We start from the raw sequence: 15,173 nt of genomic DNA on the forward strand, positions 1-15,173 counted from the left end.
AGGCTAGTAGCAGGGTCCGGGCTGTGCCGACGGCCCGCCGAAGCGGGTCGTAACCCGTTACGGACCCGGTCCACGCACTCGCCGATGCCGAGGCCGCGTCGACCGCGCATTCCCGCAGCTGGTGCGCATCACCCCGCAGCAGCACTCGTGAGCACTTCCGGGTGCCATAGCACCGCGACGCACTCACCGGCATTGACCAGCAAAAACGCCCGAACCAGAGGTCACGAGCTCAGCTGACGGGCTGCGGCACCCGCCGGACCAGGCTGGGCAGCGGCAACTGGAGCGCGTGCCCGGCGGTCAGCTCACGCCGGGCACGCACGGAGGCGAACATGCCGCGCACCTCCGCCTGCAACTCCGCGGAGCCCTGCCGCACGAGCTCCACCGGCCACGGCAGCAGGTGGCAGAGCTTGAGCAGGAACACGAGCGGCAGCAACGCGATCTCCGCCAGCAGCTCCAGCATCGCCCCGGTGAACAGCACGGCGAACAACAGCAGGAACGGGATGGCGATGATCGCCGAGATCGGGTCGTCGCCGAGCCCGCTGGGCAAGCTGTCCACGGCTGTCGCGAACGAAAGCCGTCGGCGCCAGAGGAACCAGCGCCGACGCCCGTACGGGCTGAGCTGGTGCGTCACCAGCCGCCACCGCCGCACGCTGACCTCCACCGCGCATCGGCCACCCCAGGATGGGTGCCCAGGTGCTCGCGCAGCGCCCGGCGCACTCGGCGGGCCGCGGCCAGGCTGCCGACCCGAACGACCCCCGCCCGGCAGCCCCGGGTGCGGATCTCCAACCACCACCCCAGCCCCATCACCCGGCCCACCAGAACGAACGGCAGCAGCAACAGGACCACCAGCAGTTCCAGCCAGCAACCCAGCAGCACCGGCACGAGCAGCAGCAGCCAGGCGAACCGGAGCACCACCGAGATCGGCCCCTCGCTCAGCCGCGGCCAGCGGTCCCTGGCGAGGCGCAACCGGACGACCCGGAACCACGGCGCCCAACGGAGGTGGACCGACCAAGATTCTTTCGACACGGCTGTGCAGTATGCCTCCCCCGACCGGGCTACCACTGGGCAAATCCGCACCGCTTCTCACCATTTCGGACCGCTGGGATCAGGGGCGTAGCCTGTCGTCGTGACTGTCGCGCCGGAGGGTCGGAAGCTGCTGCGGCTGGAGGCCCGCAACAGCCAGACACCGATCGAGAAGAAGCCGTCGTGGATCAAGACCCGCGCACGGATGGGACCCGAATACACGGAGCTGAAGGGCCTCGTTCGCCGCGAGGGCCTGCACACCGTCTGCGAAGAGGCGGGGTGCCCCAACATCTTCGAGTGCTGGGAGGACCGGGAGGCCACGTTCCTCATCGGTGGCGACCAGTGCACGCGTCGCTGCGACTTCTGCCAGATCGACACCGGAAAGCCGGCCGAGCTGGACGTTGAGGAGCCGCGCCGTGTCGCCGAGTCGGTGCAGGCGATGGGCCTGCGCTACTCGACCGTCACCGGCGTCGCCCGCGATGACCTGCCCGACGGCGGCGCGTGGCTGTACGCGGAGACGGTCCGGCAGATCCACGCACTCAACCCCGGTACCGGGGTTGAGTTGCTCATCCCGGACTTCAACGCCAAGCCGGACCAGCTGGCCGAGGTCTTCAGCTCCCGACCGGAGGTGCTCGCGCACAACCTGGAGACGGTGCCGAGCGTGTTCCGCCGGATCCGGCCGGGCTTCCGCTACGAGCGGTCGCTGAAGGTGATCACCGAGGCCCGCGAGGCGGGCCTGGTGACGAAGTCGAACCTGATCCTGGGCATGGGCGAGACCCCGGAGGAGGTCCGCCCCGCGCTGCAGGACCTGCACGACGCGGGCTGCGACATCATCACCATCACCCAATACCTGCGGCCCAGCCCGCGGCACCACCCGGTGGACCGGTGGGTCAAGCCGGAGGAGTTCGTGGAGCACACCAAGGCCGCCGAGGAAATCGGCTTCCCCGGCGTGATGGCGGGCCCGCTGGTGCGCTCCAGCTACCGCGCCGGCCGCCTGTACGCCAAGGCCACGGTGCACCGCGGTATGCCGCTGCCGGACAACCTGGCCCACCTGGCCAAAGCCGGCACCGCCGCCCAAGAGGCCACCAGCCTGCTCTCCCGCTGATGCTCTCCGAGTGAGGGGCGCCGTCGATCGAGTTGCTCGGTCGAGGGCGCCCCTCGCGCTTCGCTCGACCGCGTTTTCGGGGCGGAATTCACGGGTCGGTCACGCATCCCGGACCGCACCTGCACCTGGTAGAGGCCGCGCCGTATCCTGAAAAACATGGCCAAGCAGGACAAGACCGCCAAGAAAGCGGCGGCCAAAGCAAGGCGCCAGGCAACCCTGGGCCGCATCAAGCAGATCTTCGAGGCGTTCAAGATGCAACGCCGGGAGGACAAGCTGCTCCTCCCGCTGATGCTCGGGGCGTTCCTCGGCGTGACAGTCGTGGTGTTCCTGCTGGGCATGATCTGGGGTATGCACTGGGTGTTCCTCCCGGTCGGCCTGGCCTTCGGCCTGCTGGCCGCAGTGATCATCTTCGGTCGACGGGTGCAGGCGACCGTCTACCGCAAGGCCGACGGCCAGCCCGGTGCCGCCGGGTGGGCCCTGGACAACCTCCGCGGCCGCTGGGTGCTGAACCAGGCCGTGGCTGGCACCGCCCAGCTCGACGCCGTGCACCGGCTGATCGGGCGGCCCGGGGTCGTGCTGGTCGGAGAGGGTGCCTCGCACCGGGTCAAGTCGCTGATGGCGCAGGAGAAGAAGCGCGTCTCCCGCCTGATCGGGGAGACGCCGATCTACGAGATCACCGTCGGCAACGAGAAGGACCAGGTGCCGCTGAGCAAGCTGCAGCAGCGCATCATGAAGCTGCCGCGCAACATCGGCCCGGGCCAGGTCGACGCGATCGAGAACCGGCTCGCGGCGCTGGCCAGCCGCGGCAACTCGCTCCCCAAGGGCCCCATGCCGCAGGGCGCCAAGATGCGGAACGTGCAACGCTCCGTCCGCCGCGCGAAGTAACCAAGACGAAGAACGCGGGCCCGGGTGCGCAACCCGGGCCCGCGTTCTTCGTCCGCAGTCGTCCTCAGCGCCGGATAACGATGGTCTTGCTCGCGCGGTCGTGCCAGGAGCGGCCGTCGAAGTTCCACATCACCGCCGGGATGACCAGCAGCGTCAGCCCGCAGCGCAGCACCGCGCGCAGCGGCCCAACCATCCCCGCGCCGTCGATCCGGGCGACCCAGATCCGCATCATCGCCATACCCGGTGTGAAGCCGAAGAAGCTCACCGGGATGACGGTGATCAGGAACCAGGTCAGCAGGCTCCAGTCGCCCGGGAACTCCGGCGCGGTGAACGCGGCGGTGATCAACGCCGCCAGCAGGATGTCGACGACGAACGCCAGCAGGCGCTTGCCCGGCGGCGCCGCCGAACCCGGGCCGTCCTTGGGCAGGCCCAGCTTCTCGCCGCGCCAGTCGGGCCGCGCCTCGGCGGCCTGCTCGCGCGCGTGGTTGAATGCGCTCTTCGGGCCGTCCAGCCACGAACCGATGACTCTTCGCACGTCATCCAGGGTACGTGCCCCTGCCATACGGCCAGCGGAGCATCACGCTCGGCCGGTGCGCGCAACCCCGACCACCCAAACGGGCGGCAGTTAACGCCCACGAAACATTCAGGTGACGACAGGGCAACACCCCTAACATAACGTGGACTACGAGCCGGCGGTGGAACCTTTGGCGTTGCGTCGGTGAGCTGTACGAGTGCGTGAAGGAGCCACCGAGGTTGTTCAAGAATCCTGACGAGGTCCTGCGCTTCATCGCCGATGAGGACGTGAAGTTCGTAGATGTCCGGTTCTGCGACCTACCGGGCGTGATGCAGCACTTCACGGTGCCCGCCACCGCGTTCGACCAGGATGCATTCACCGAGGGACTGGCCTTCGACGGCTCGTCCGTGCGCGGCTTCCAGTCGATCCACGAGTCGGACATGCTGCTGCTTCCGGACCCCTACACCGCCCGGCTGGACCCGTTCCGCGCGGAGAAGACGTTGATCCTCAACTTCTTCGTGCACGACCCGTTCACGCTGGAGCCGTACAGCCGCGACCCGCGCAACATCGCGCGCAAGGCCGAGCAGTACCTGAACGAGTCCGGCATCGCCGACACCGCGTTCTTCGGCGCCGAGGCCGAGTTCTACATCTTCGACTCGGTCAAGTTCGGCGAGGCCCCCAACAAGAGCTTCGCCGAGGTCGACTCGATCGAGGGCTGGTGGAACACCGGCCGCGACGAGGAGGGCGGCAACCGGGGCTACAAGACCCGGCTGAAGGGCGGCTACTTCCCGGTCTCCCCGTACGACCACTTCGCGGACCTGCGCGACCAGATGGTCAAGCAGCTGATCGGCTCGGGCTTCACCATCGAGCGGGCGCACCACGAGGTCGGTACCGGCGGCCAAGCCGAGATCAACTACAAGTTCAACACCCTGCTGCACGCGGCGGACGACTTGCAGCTGTTCAAGTACGTCATCAAGAACACCGCCTGGCAGCACGGCAAGACCGTGACGTTCATGCCCAAGCCGCTGTTCGGTGACAACGGTTCCGGCATGCACAGCCACATGTCGCTGTGGAAGGACGGCAGCCCGCTGTTCTACGACGAGTCGGGCTACGCCGGCCTGTCGGACATGGCGCGCTACTACATCGGCGGCATCCTGCACCACGCGCCGAGCCTGCTGGCCTTCACCAACCCGACGGTGAACTCCTACCACCGCCTAGTGCCGGGCTACGAGGCCCCGGTGAACTTGGTGTACTCGCAGCGCAACCGCTCGGCCTGCATGCGGATCCCGATCACCGGTGCGAACCCCAAGGCCAAGCGCGTCGAGTTCCGCTGCCCGGACCCGTCCGGCAACCCGTACCTGGCGTTCGCCGCGATGATGATGGCCGGCCTGGACGGCATCAAGAACAAGATCGAGCCGGCCGAGCCGATCGACAAGGACCTCTACGAGCTCCCGCCGGAAGAGGCAAAGAACGTCCCGCAGGTGCCGGACAGCCTGGCCAAGGTCATCGACAACCTGGAAGCCGACCACGACTTCCTGCTGGAGGGTGGCGTGTTCACCCCCGACCTGATCGAGACCTGGATCAGCCTGAAGCGGGAGGACGAGATCGACCCGATCCGCCTGCGTCCGCACCCGCACGAGTTCTCGCTGTACTTCGACGTGTGATCGACTGACAGCCCGGTCGAGCGGGGTGGGGACTTCGGTCCCCACCCCGCTTCGCTTCGCCCACCGAGCCGTAGCAACCGCTGTTATTAGCGACCGGGGTCAGATTCCCTGCCAGGGCGGGAGTTGCACGCCAGCGGTGCCGGGCTTGAAACGCAGCAGCGCGCCCGCGTAGGGGTCGTCGCGCAGCCCGAGTTCGTCGTAGCCGAAGCACGCCGAAGTCACGTACATCTCCTCCAGCCGCGAACCACCGAAGGCGAGGCTGGTGATCCGCCGGGTCGGTGCCCACAGCACGGTTTCGAGGTCCCCGCTGGGCGCGTACCGGTGGATCCGCCCGGTCCAGTGCATCGCCACCCACACGCATCCCTCGGCGTCCACCGCGATGCCCTCCGGGCTGCCCTCGGACTCCGCGCACACCACCCACTGCCGCCCGGACACCGCCCGCGCGCCGTCCACGTCGTAGTCGTAGACCCAGATGGTGCGCGTGTCGACCAGGTACATCCGGGTACCGTCCGGGCTCCACGCCAGGCCGCCGACTCCGGTCACCCCCTCGACCAGCAACCGCGCCCGGTCGCCGTCGAGCACGTACAGCGCGCTTGCGCGCAGGTCGCGGGCGTGCGTCAGGGTTCCGGCCACGAATCGCCCGGCCGGGTCGCAGGCACCGACGCTCATCCGGTCGCCGTTGCGCACCTGCACGACCGGCTCCAGCGCGGCACGCCCCAGGTACACCCGTGCGAAACCGTTCCCCGCGGCAGCGATCAACTGCCCGTGCCGAGTAGCACCCAGCGCCGTCACCGCGCCCGGTAGCACCCGCACTTCGTCGACACCGGAATCCCGGTGATAGGTGTGCAATTCGCGGCGCAGCAAGTCCACCCAATGCACGCAATTGAGCGCCGACATCCACAGCAGGCCCGTCCCGCACAGCGCCTGCCGGTCGACGAGCAGCTCGAAGTCCTCGGACATCGACAGTCCCCCATTCCGAACCACGCCTGCCCTGGTCGCCGAGGCTACTGGCGAATTCGGCAATTCGGGACCGCCGACCGGGTTTCCCGAAAAAGTCCAATGAGGATGCCGGATCGCGTTGCGCCGCGATACGTCATCCGGACTATTCGATTACCGCCGATTCACGCAATCGAACAATCTGCCGGCGTGGCCGAATAGTCCACATTGCATATGTCGTCCGGTCAGCTACCGGAAGAGGGCGAGATTTCCCGGACGAAGCAAACCCGGTCGTGCCCGCGCCCGTCGTAATCGCGGTGCACCGGAATCCCGTCAATTTCGGTGTCGCCGGGAACGAGCTCGAACCCCATGCGCCGGTGAAACGCGATAGAACCGGTGTTGGCCGGGGAGGTGATGCAGCGGACCCGGCTGCGCCCGGCGCAGGACGCGGTATCGAAGAATTCGGCGTACAACCGGCGCGCGAGCCCGCCCCGGCGCAGCGCCGGATCGACACCGACGAAGTGGATGTAGGCGTCCTCGGGGCGGTCGGCGGACAGAAATCCGATCAGGAATCCCGCCATTTCACCACCCCGCTCGGTCACGAGGCTCGTACCGGAGAAATGCTGCAAGAACAACCGTGGCGCCAACAAGGACAATTCGCGGGCTGCGGCCGGACTTCTGGAATCCGTCCACCACGACTCGATCGCCGCCACAATCCGAGGATGGTCGGTCTCTTCGGCCTGGCGCAACTCATCGGGCATGACACCACCCTTGGCGCAACGATCAGGAACCATAGAAGACCCGTTCCACGACGGTGCGAGCGCGCCGCGTCACCCGCAAGTAGTCGTCGACGACCTCACCGGCGTCCACTCCGGCCGGATAGCCCAACGCCGCCGCCACCGCGCTCAATTCCCGGATGTGCTTGGGAAGCTGGTCATCGGGCTTGCCGCGCACCAGCATCACCGCGTTGCGCACGCGCATCGCCAGCGTCCACGCCTCGACGAGCTCATCGGTATCACTGGCCTCCAGCACACCGACCGAGGCTGCGGCGCCTAACCCGTCCACCGTCGATGTGGTTCGAAGTTCGGCGAACTCGTGCGCATGCTGCAACTGAAGCAACTGAAGCGTCCACTCCACGTCGGCCAGGCCACCGCGCCCGAGCTTGGTGTGGGTGGCGGGATCGGCCCCCCGCGGCAACCGCTCTGAATCGACCCTCGCCTTGATCCGGCGGATCTCCCGGACCTTTGCCTCGTCCAGCCCGCCCTCCGGATAGCGGATCGGGTCGATGGCGCGGCAGAACCGCTGCCCCAGGTCGTGATCGCCCGCAACGACCCGCGCCCGCAGCAGGGCTTGCGCCTCCCATGCCTCGCCCCAACGCCGGTAGTACGCCTGGTAGGAGTCCAGGGTCCGCACCAGCGCGCCCTGCCGCCCCTCCGGCCGCAGGTCGATGTCGACCTCCAACGGCGGATCCTGGCTCGGTGCACCGAGCAACCGGCGAACCTGCTCGACGACGGAAGTGGCGAACCGGACGGCAGCCCGCTCGTCGGCCCCGTCGATGGGTTCACACACGAACATCACGTCGGCATCGGAGCCATAACCCAGCTCGGCACCGCCCAGGCGTCCCATCCCGATCACGGCGATCCGCGCCGGGATCTCGTCTTCCGACCGGCTGGCCACGTCCCGCATGGACACGTCCAACGCGGATTCCAGCACTGCGACCCAGATGTTCGACAGCGCCCGGAAAACGGTGGTCGGTTCCATTAGGCCGAGCAGGTCACCGCAAGCGATGCGCAGCAGTTCGTGCCGCCGCAATGAACGCGCCGCGGATACCGCCCGCTGCGGCTCCGAGTACCGCGCCACCGCGCTGCGCAACGATGCTGCTGCCTCCATCGGATCGCGCTCGGCGAGTGCTGCGGTATCCGAAAGCAGTCGCAGCACTTCCGGCGCCCGCACCAGCAATTCCGGAACCAGTTTCGAAGTGCCCAGCAGCTGGGCCAGCCGTTCGGCGACCACGCCCTCGTCCCGCAGCAACCGCAGGTACCAAGGGGTTTCGGCCAACGCCTCCGACACCTTGCGGTAGGCGAGCAGCCCGCCATCGGGATCCGGCGTGTTCGCCAGCAGATCCAACAACATCGGCAGCAAAGTGCCCTGGATGCTGGCCCGCCGCGACACCCCGGACGTCAACGCCCCGATGTGCCGCAACGCCCCTTCCGGGGAGGTGTAGCCGAGCGCGGCCAGTCGCTCGACGGCGGCCGAGGTGGTCAACCGCAGTGCCGCGGTGGGGACCTTCGCGACCGCTTCCAGCAGCGGGCGGTAGAAGAGCTTCTCGTGCAGGCGGCGAACCCTGTTGCCGTGCCTGCGGAACTCCGCGACCAAAGCCTGTGCCGCGGTGTTCCGGCCGCTGGAGCGAAGGCCGACCGCGCGGGCGAGCACGGTCAGCGCGTCGGTGTCGTCGAAGGGCGGGAACAGATGGGTGCGGCGCAGCTGTCGCAGCTGTAGCCGGTGCTCCACGGTGCGCAGGAAGCGGTAGGAGTCCACCAGGTCTGCGGCGTCGGTGCGGGCCACGTATCCGCCCTCGCCCAACGCCAGCAAAGCATCCAATGTGGACTTCGAACGGAGCGAGTCGTCGCTGCGACCGTGCACCATTTGCAGCAACTGCACGGCGAACTCGACGTCCCGCAAGCCCCCGCGGCCGAGCTTCAGCTCGCGCTCGACCAACTCCGACGGAACGTGGTCCTCGACCCGCCGCCGCATCGACCGCACATCCGAGACGAAACCCTCGCGCTCCGCAGCGGTCCACACCAGCGGCTGCACCGCTTCGAGGTAGCGGGCACCGAGCTCCTCGTCCCCGGCCACCGGGCGCGCCTTCAACAACGCCTGGAACTCCCAGGTTCGGGCCCACCGCCGGTAGTAGCTGAGGTGGCCATCAAGCGTCCGCACCAAGGCCCCGGCCTTGCCCTCCGGGCGCAGCGCTGCATCGACCTCGAAGAACGCTGGGCTCGCCACACGCATCATGAGGCTGGCCAACCGTGTCGCGGCCGGGATGTCCGACTCGCTGTCGGCGACGAACACGACGTCGACGTCGCTGACGTAATTCAGCTCCTGCCCACCGCACTTGCCCATCGCTATCACCGCGAGGACCGGCACCTCGTCCACGCCGGACCGCTTCAGCTCCGCGACGGCGACCGCCAGCGCCGCCCGCAGCGCCGCGACCGCCACGTCGGACAGGTCGGCAGCAACGCCCTCATACGACATCGTCGGCAACGACGGCTCCGCAACGCTAGCCATGTCGTTGCCGGCGACGTCCAGCAACAACCCCCGGTAGGTGCTCCGCAGAGCGCTAACCGCGTCGGGTCCGCGCAGCTCCGCAACCGGGCCTCCCGGTGTGCCCGGCACCCCGTCGCCGTCCGCTCCGACCGAAGCCAGCAGCACCGAAGTGCGCTCCTCCAGGGTGCTCGGCTGGACGGCATCCGACCGCAGCCGACGCCAGTCCGCCGGATTCGCCACCAGGTGATCGGCGAACGCCGTGGAATCGCCGAGCACACCGAACAAGCGCCCGCGCAGCCCCACGTCGTCCGCGAGTGCCTGCGACAACTCCGTCCAGGCAGGGCCTGCGAACTCCTGGAAGCGGTCGATGGCGAGCAGCGCGAGATCCGGATCCGGTGCGCGGGAAAGCGCGGCGACGATCGGCTCCGCTTGCGCCGGGCCGGCATCCGACCACCAGCCGACTCGCCTCAGCTGGGCCTCGGCACGTGACGCGTCGCTGAACCCGTAACGCGCGGTGGACGGCACCGAACCCGATCGGGACGAGTTGCTGTTCGCCATGTCCGAACCGTAGTCCGCATCCGATGCCGGTGAAGACCCAACCTGACGACAATCACGCCAGGGGCAAGAACCTGCTGGTACTGCGCTCCTCCGGGGGAGTGGCGACCATCCGCACGAAGCGTTCGGCGACCGGCTGCCACGTCTCGGCGAGATCGGCATGGAACTCCCGCAGGTGCTCGGGTTCCAGCTGCCCCGGACGGGCTGCGGCGGCGACATCCGGCGACAACCTGGCCCACTCCAACACCATTTCCGGGGTGGTCTCGATGTGGAACTGCAATCCGTACGCGCAGTCCCCGACCCGGAAGGCCTGGTTGTCGCACTTTGGCGAGGAAGCGAGCAGCCGCGCAGACGGCGGCAGGGCCGTGATCTCGTCGGTGTGGAACTGCAACACGTCAGGCGTCAGCGGCGCTGGGCCGAGTAGCGGATCCTCGGCCGCGGCATCCCGCTTCGCCACCAACAGGGTGCCGACCTCCGGCCCCTTCCGAGCGGCTCGAACCTGGCCACCGGTAGCGGCGGCGAGCAACTGCGCGCCCAAGCAGATCGCCAACACCGGAACTCGCTCGCCCACGGCCTTGCTCAGCAACGCGCGAACGCCAGCCAGCCAAGGGTGTTCCGCGTCGTCGTACGCACCGATTTCACTGCCGAGCACGACCACGCCCTGATGGCCGTCGAAGCCGTCCGGGAGCTGCTGCTCCGACGGAAGCACAACGTCGAGTTCCGCACCCGCGGCGAGAAGCCATTCGCCGAGCTCGCCCGGGGAATCCAACTTCGACGGCTGGACAACGAGAATCCGCACACCACCCATGCCTGTGAGGGTACGTGCCGGCAATCCGAACGCCCACCGACTTCTGCAGGCCGACCCGACGGATCGCCTTGGAAATGGGAAGGGGCCCCTTCTTCCGGAATGGAAGAAGGGGCCCCTTCAAATAGTGTGTCGGCGGTGTCTTACTCTCCCACACCCTGTCGAGTGCAGTACCATCAGCGCTGGGGAGCTTAGCTACCGGGGGAGCATTTCCTCTTCGCTTTCTTGTGTCGGTAACTGTAGCAGGCGCTCATTTCGGCGTTTTCAGGGGGGTCAACCCCGCGCTGATCGCTCCGAAGATCGAGCCCGTTGCTTGAGTTATCAACGCGCCTCGTAGCCTTGACGTCTACTTGGCGACCGCTTTACGTTACCCGGTGCACTTCGCGGTGTCAAACCGCGTGCCCCGGTTGGTGTGCGCTCCGCGGAGTTCGTTTCCGATCTCCGGGGCGCTCCCCAGGCCGTCCTCGTCAGGCTCTTGTGTCCTGTTTCGTCCGGCTTTCCATGCGGCGAAGGGAAAGTTACGCACACCCTACGTGAAAGTCAAATCGCCTGGTCAAACTCTTGACGGCGCTCCTTCGGGGGATCTTGGGTCACTTCTGCTTCGGCCGCAGCCAGAGCTTCACGGTGCTCGCCGAACCCGCCGCGTCGATCGCTTCCAGCAGGTCAGAGGCGGTGACCGCATGGGTTCGGCCGATCGGGACCAGGTCGTAACCCCACGTGCCGAACTCCCTCAGCGCCGCCGCCGGATCGTCACCCAGCTGCCGGATCGCATCCGGTGTGAAAGAGCACACGATCGAAGGACGGTCGCGGCGCAGGAGCCGGACCAGGCCACCGAGCACCCGATGCACACGCCCGCCCACGTCCACGTGCACGACCGAGAGCTTCAGGCTTTGCAGCGCGTCGTGGTTCTCCAGCTCGCGGTCGAGCCGGACTCCGCGCACGGACGGCGCTTTCCCGCCATCCGCAGGGCTGACCGACAGCCCACCTGCGAGCGACGATTCGGCTGCTAATTGACAGGACCCGTCCCACGCCGCGCCTTCCACCACCACGAGCCGGTGGCCCCATGCAGCGGGCACGTTGACTTCCACGTTGTGCTTGAGCAGTGCGCCGCTTCGCGGGCACGGTTCGACCGCGACGACCGCGCCGGTGTTGCCCAGCCTGTTCAGGACGCGCACGGTCTGGTAGCCCACGTAGGCACCGACATCCATGAATACGCCGTCAGGTTCTAGCAAGGAGTCGATCAGCGTCGACACGTCGACGTCCCAGTTGGGGTGCGACGACAGCCACGGGAGCATGAAGCTGTCGTCCGCCGGCAGTCGCAGCAGTCCGGCATCGCAGAGCACGGGCGTCGTCGTGCCGTCCCCACCACCGGTGTTGCGCTCGTGCTCCCTCAGCAGGATGCGTTGCAGGACGTCGGTGCGCTGCAAGGCGTTCGCGGCATCGAGGGACGCTGCGCGCAGGCCCGCCTCAACCCCGCGATCACTTCCCTGGCTTTGCTCCAGGGAGTCCATTCGGTCGAGGATTCGCTCGACAGCTCCGGTCAGGCTATCCAGGCGTTCCGCCAGGGCGTCCACCCGTTGATCGCCGACCCCGCCGTCTTCGAGCTTCAGGAGCCTGCGGTGCTGTTCGGCCAGGTCCGCCCGGGCTCGGACCATGCCGTCGTCGGTGCCCAGCAGCTGGGCACCGAGCTGGTCCTGGCGGCGGATCAGCTGGACGAGTTCCGCCCGCATCGCCTCCAGGTCGCCTTCGCCGTCCGCCTCGTACTGGCGGCGGAGCAGTTCGGAGGCGGTCTGCTCGACGCCGTCGACCAGCGAGCGCATCACGTCGCGGATGTGCTCGTCGTAGTGGCTCAGCGCTTTGAGGACGGCCTTGCGCAGCGCCGGTGCCATCGAGTTCCGGCTGCTCGCCCCCACCTCCGGCGTCCGGTGCAACGCGTGACGTGCCACCAGCAGCGGGCGCAGCGGGTCGTCGAACTGGCCGTGGCTGTCCCGCGACCACTTCGTGCGCCAGTTCCGGTAGGCCTGCTCGACGCGCTCGCGCAGGCGCGCGCCCGCCCGCGCGACGGTGTGCGCCGCAAGCAGGTTCTCCCTCGCTGCTGCGCCGAAAGCCGCCGTGCCTTCCGGGTCGTCGGCAGCGGCCCGCAGGAGTTCTGCGGCCGAGTCGATGTCCGGTTCGCCAGGCCCCGTGCAGGGCACGAGGCGTGCCGCTTCGTCGCCGAAGAACTCGGCGACCGCGCCGTGCTCCCCCGCGATCACCGGAACTCCGTGCGCCGCCACTTCGAGTAGCCGCAGGACGTGGCCATCACCGGCTTCGCCGCGGTGCAGCGACACGAAGCCGTCCGATGCGGACAGCAGCGGATTGATGTCGAGGTCCTCTTCGACCAGCAGGATGCGGTGATCCGTCGCGGTCGCCAAGCGCAGGCGCTCGGCGGCCTCCGGGTGCTCGACCGCACCGACGACGCCGACGAGCAGGCGCACCTCATCGCGTCCCGGGAATGCCGCCAGGAACGCGCTGACCACGCCCAGCGCGTTGTCCCCGCGCTCGGCCGCGTGGTCCACGAACGTTCCGAACACGAACTCGTCGGACAGCCCGAACCTGGCCCGTGCGCCCTTCCTGGTCGGCAAATCGACCCGGCTGCGCTCCGGTGCGGGCAGCGCGACGACCCGTGTCTTCGTGCCGCTCCGGCGGGCTGCGGCGCGGCCGCTCTCCGACAACGCCCAGGTCTCCGCCACGTCGACGGTGTCGGGGGTGCCGGTGTGGATGTCGATCACGTACCTGCCTGCGGGCACCGACAGGCCCGGTTCGCAGCGCAGGACGACCGGGTAGTACGCGGTATCGGCCGAGGGCAGCCCGGACGCTCCCACGGCGGTGCGCATCAGCTCTGCGAGTTGCCCGTCGCCGAGCACCGCGACACCGAGCTGATCGACAAGGGCCGCCCGGTTGTCGATCCTGCGGTGCACCGCCTCGGCGGGGACTCGGCCGCTGGCCACGCCGACGCCGACGCACCACTCGTGGAAGGCCTCAGCATTGCTGCCGAACGGGTCCGGGTAGTCGCACTGCAGGATCGGGTCATCCGCCCACACGGCCGCGGTCCAGCGGGAGCCGCCGGCCGCGCGTTGCCTGCCGTCGGCCGGGACGCACGACCACTCCCGGAACTCCGCCAGCGGGCCATCCGGTTCGAAGGGGCTCGGCGGTGGTTCTCCATCCGCGAGCCAGGCGTCGAGGTACTCGCGTCGCAGCGTCTCGGGCAGCACGATGCCGTCGGGCAGGACGTCGAACGGGTGCGGCTGTTCGCGGGTGTATCCGGCTCCGACCAGCGCGTTCCGGTAGCCCGCGCACAGCCCGGCGAACGCCGGGTTCTCGGAGAGCAGTATCCGCGGCCGGTCGGCGTAGTCCGTGGACAGCAGCCAGGGCCGCTGCGGTTGGAAGCCGTCGAAATGGACACTGCGCAGCGCGGCGCCGTCCACCGTGTGCCGACCGTCGCCCGCCACCACCAGCTCGCGCTGGGCCGCGTTCCACACCGACAGCCCCACACCGGGGTCGCGGATCACTTGGTGATCGACCAGCGCGGGCGCCCCGTCCAGCACCGGCGTCGCCGCGCCGGGGTCGGCGCGCAGCTGCTCCACCCACGTGGCGAGGAGCTGCTCGGCGCCCGGGCGGACGGCGAACGCGCTGGCGTCGAAGGTGCCCGATTCGGCGAGGTCGGAGGGGCTCGGGCGCAGGCCGTCCACGGCCAGCGGGCGCAGCACCCGCGGCACCAGGGCGACCGGGCGCTCGTGGGTCAGGCCCGCGACGAGGTCGTCGAAGCGGCCGAAGATCTGCACAGCCGGTTCGAAGTACAGCACCGTCGAGCCGGACTTCAGCAGGTGCTGCAGGAACCTGGGGCGCAGCACGTTGCGCAACTGCTCCGCGGTGCAGCCCATCGCCAGCCGGGCGTACTCCTGCTCGTCGAGCCCGATGTCGGCGAAGGTCAGGCCGTCCGGCTCCGAACGGGCCGCGCCGGGCAGGTCGACCACGAGCAGCGCGAACTGCGCGTTCGGGTGGTGGCGGCGGAACGTTTCGCGTAAGACGCGGGCGGCCGGGAGCTGGTTGCGGCACGCGAGCGTGCAGCCGAGCAGGGTGCGGGCACCGAGGTTTTCCGGGGTTTCCGCCGGCCACTCCGGCTCGCCGAACAGCTTGGCCGATTGCGCCAGCACGCCGGACTGCAAGGTGGATTCCGCGGCGGCCTCGCCGTCGGAACTCCCGGCTGCCACGGGTTCGGGCTGCGCCTGCGAATCAGTCACGGGCGAAACCTATCGCTCCACGCGCCACAGCGACACGCCCAACCCCATGAGTGCGCGGGCCGGGACGTGCCGCCTTAGCCCCCCGACCCCGATCGATGCGGACTGGGCGGGTGTTTTCGCACGTCAACGGCCGCGA

General features: G+C 68.8%; 11 protein-coding genes. 3 read left to right on the plus strand and 8 right to left on the minus strand.

Annotated features, from left to right (window positions below; translation table 11 throughout):
- Nucleotides 1-229: 229 nt before the first annotated feature.
- On the minus strand, nt 230-649 hold the full coding sequence (locus SSPN_RS53685) for a hypothetical protein (protein ID WP_085982073.1): 420 nt from the start codon (nt 647-649) through the stop codon (nt 230-232).
- Nucleotides 628-1,026, minus strand: coding sequence for a hypothetical protein (locus SSPN_RS53690; RefSeq protein ID WP_010695370.1), 399 nt, complete (start codon nt 1,024-1,026; stop codon nt 628-630). The genes SSPN_RS53685 and SSPN_RS53690 overlap by 22 nt, the downstream gene beginning before the upstream one ends.
- Nucleotides 1,027-1,126: 100 nt before the next feature.
- On the opposite strand from SSPN_RS53690, the gene lipA reads away from it, so the two are divergent.
- Both lipA and SSPN_RS0113205 read left to right on the plus strand, forming a co-directional pair.
- Complete coding sequence (gene lipA, locus SSPN_RS0113200) at nt 1,127-2,128, plus strand: lipoyl synthase (RefSeq protein WP_010695373.1); 1,002 nt, start codon at nt 1,127-1,129, stop codon at nt 2,126-2,128.
- 156 nt (nt 2,129-2,284) lie between these two features.
- Nucleotides 2,285-3,013 (plus strand): DUF4191 domain-containing protein, encoded by a 729-nt coding sequence (locus SSPN_RS0113205; RefSeq protein WP_010695375.1) that lies wholly within the window; start codon nt 2,285-2,287, stop codon nt 3,011-3,013.
- A 64-nt stretch (nt 3,014-3,077) separates the two neighbouring features.
- Here SSPN_RS0113205 and SSPN_RS0113210 read toward each other — a convergent pair whose 3' ends face one another.
- A complete protein-coding gene (locus SSPN_RS0113210; protein ID WP_010695377.1) occupies nt 3,078-3,548 on the minus strand; it encodes an RDD family protein in 471 nt (156 codons plus the stop codon).
- A gap of 218 nt (nt 3,549-3,766) precedes the next feature.
- Between SSPN_RS0113210 and glnA the strand changes: the two genes are divergently transcribed.
- Nucleotides 3,767-5,191: a type I glutamate--ammonia ligase gene (gene glnA / locus SSPN_RS0113215; RefSeq protein WP_010695379.1), complete on the plus strand. Its 1,425-nt coding sequence runs from the start codon at nt 3,767-3,769 to the stop codon at nt 5,189-5,191.
- A gap of 99 nt (nt 5,192-5,290) precedes the next feature.
- Here the strand turns inward: glnA and SSPN_RS0113220 are convergent, their stop codons facing one another.
- The 5 genes from SSPN_RS0113220 to SSPN_RS0113245 all read right to left on the minus strand — a co-directional run bounded on the left by SSPN_RS0113220 (nt 5,291) and on the right by SSPN_RS0113245 (nt 15,037).
- A complete protein-coding gene (locus SSPN_RS0113220) occupies nt 5,291-6,151 on the minus strand; it encodes an SMP-30/gluconolactonase/LRE family protein (RefSeq protein WP_010695381.1) in 861 nt (286 codons plus the stop codon).
- A 221-nt stretch (nt 6,152-6,372) separates the two neighbouring features.
- Nucleotides 6,373-6,888 (minus strand): GNAT family N-acetyltransferase, encoded by a 516-nt coding sequence (locus SSPN_RS0113225; protein WP_010695383.1) that lies wholly within the window; start codon nt 6,886-6,888, stop codon nt 6,373-6,375.
- A 22-nt stretch (nt 6,889-6,910) separates the two neighbouring features.
- Nucleotides 6,911-9,952 carry a bifunctional [glutamine synthetase] adenylyltransferase/[glutamine synthetase]-adenylyl-L-tyrosine phosphorylase gene (locus SSPN_RS0113230; protein ID WP_044572895.1) on the minus strand — a complete coding sequence of 1,014 codons (3,042 nt, stop codon included), beginning with the start codon at nt 9,950-9,952 and terminating at the stop codon, nt 6,911-6,913.
- Nucleotides 9,953-10,004: 52 nt separating this feature from the next.
- Nucleotides 10,005-10,757 carry a type 1 glutamine amidotransferase gene (locus tag SSPN_RS0113235; protein WP_010695388.1) on the minus strand — a complete coding sequence of 251 codons (753 nt, stop codon included), beginning with the start codon at nt 10,755-10,757 and terminating at the stop codon, nt 10,005-10,007.
- Nucleotides 10,758-11,344: 587 nt separating this feature from the next.
- A complete protein-coding gene (locus SSPN_RS0113245) occupies nt 11,345-15,037 on the minus strand; it encodes an FkbM family methyltransferase (RefSeq protein ID WP_010695390.1) in 3,693 nt (1,230 codons plus the stop codon).
- Nucleotides 15,038-15,173 lie beyond the last annotated feature (136 nt).

The sequence above is a fragment of the Saccharopolyspora spinosa NRRL 18395 genome, assembly GCF_000194155.1.
Classification (GTDB): domain Bacteria; phylum Actinomycetota; class Actinomycetes; order Mycobacteriales; family Pseudonocardiaceae; genus Saccharopolyspora; species Saccharopolyspora spinosa.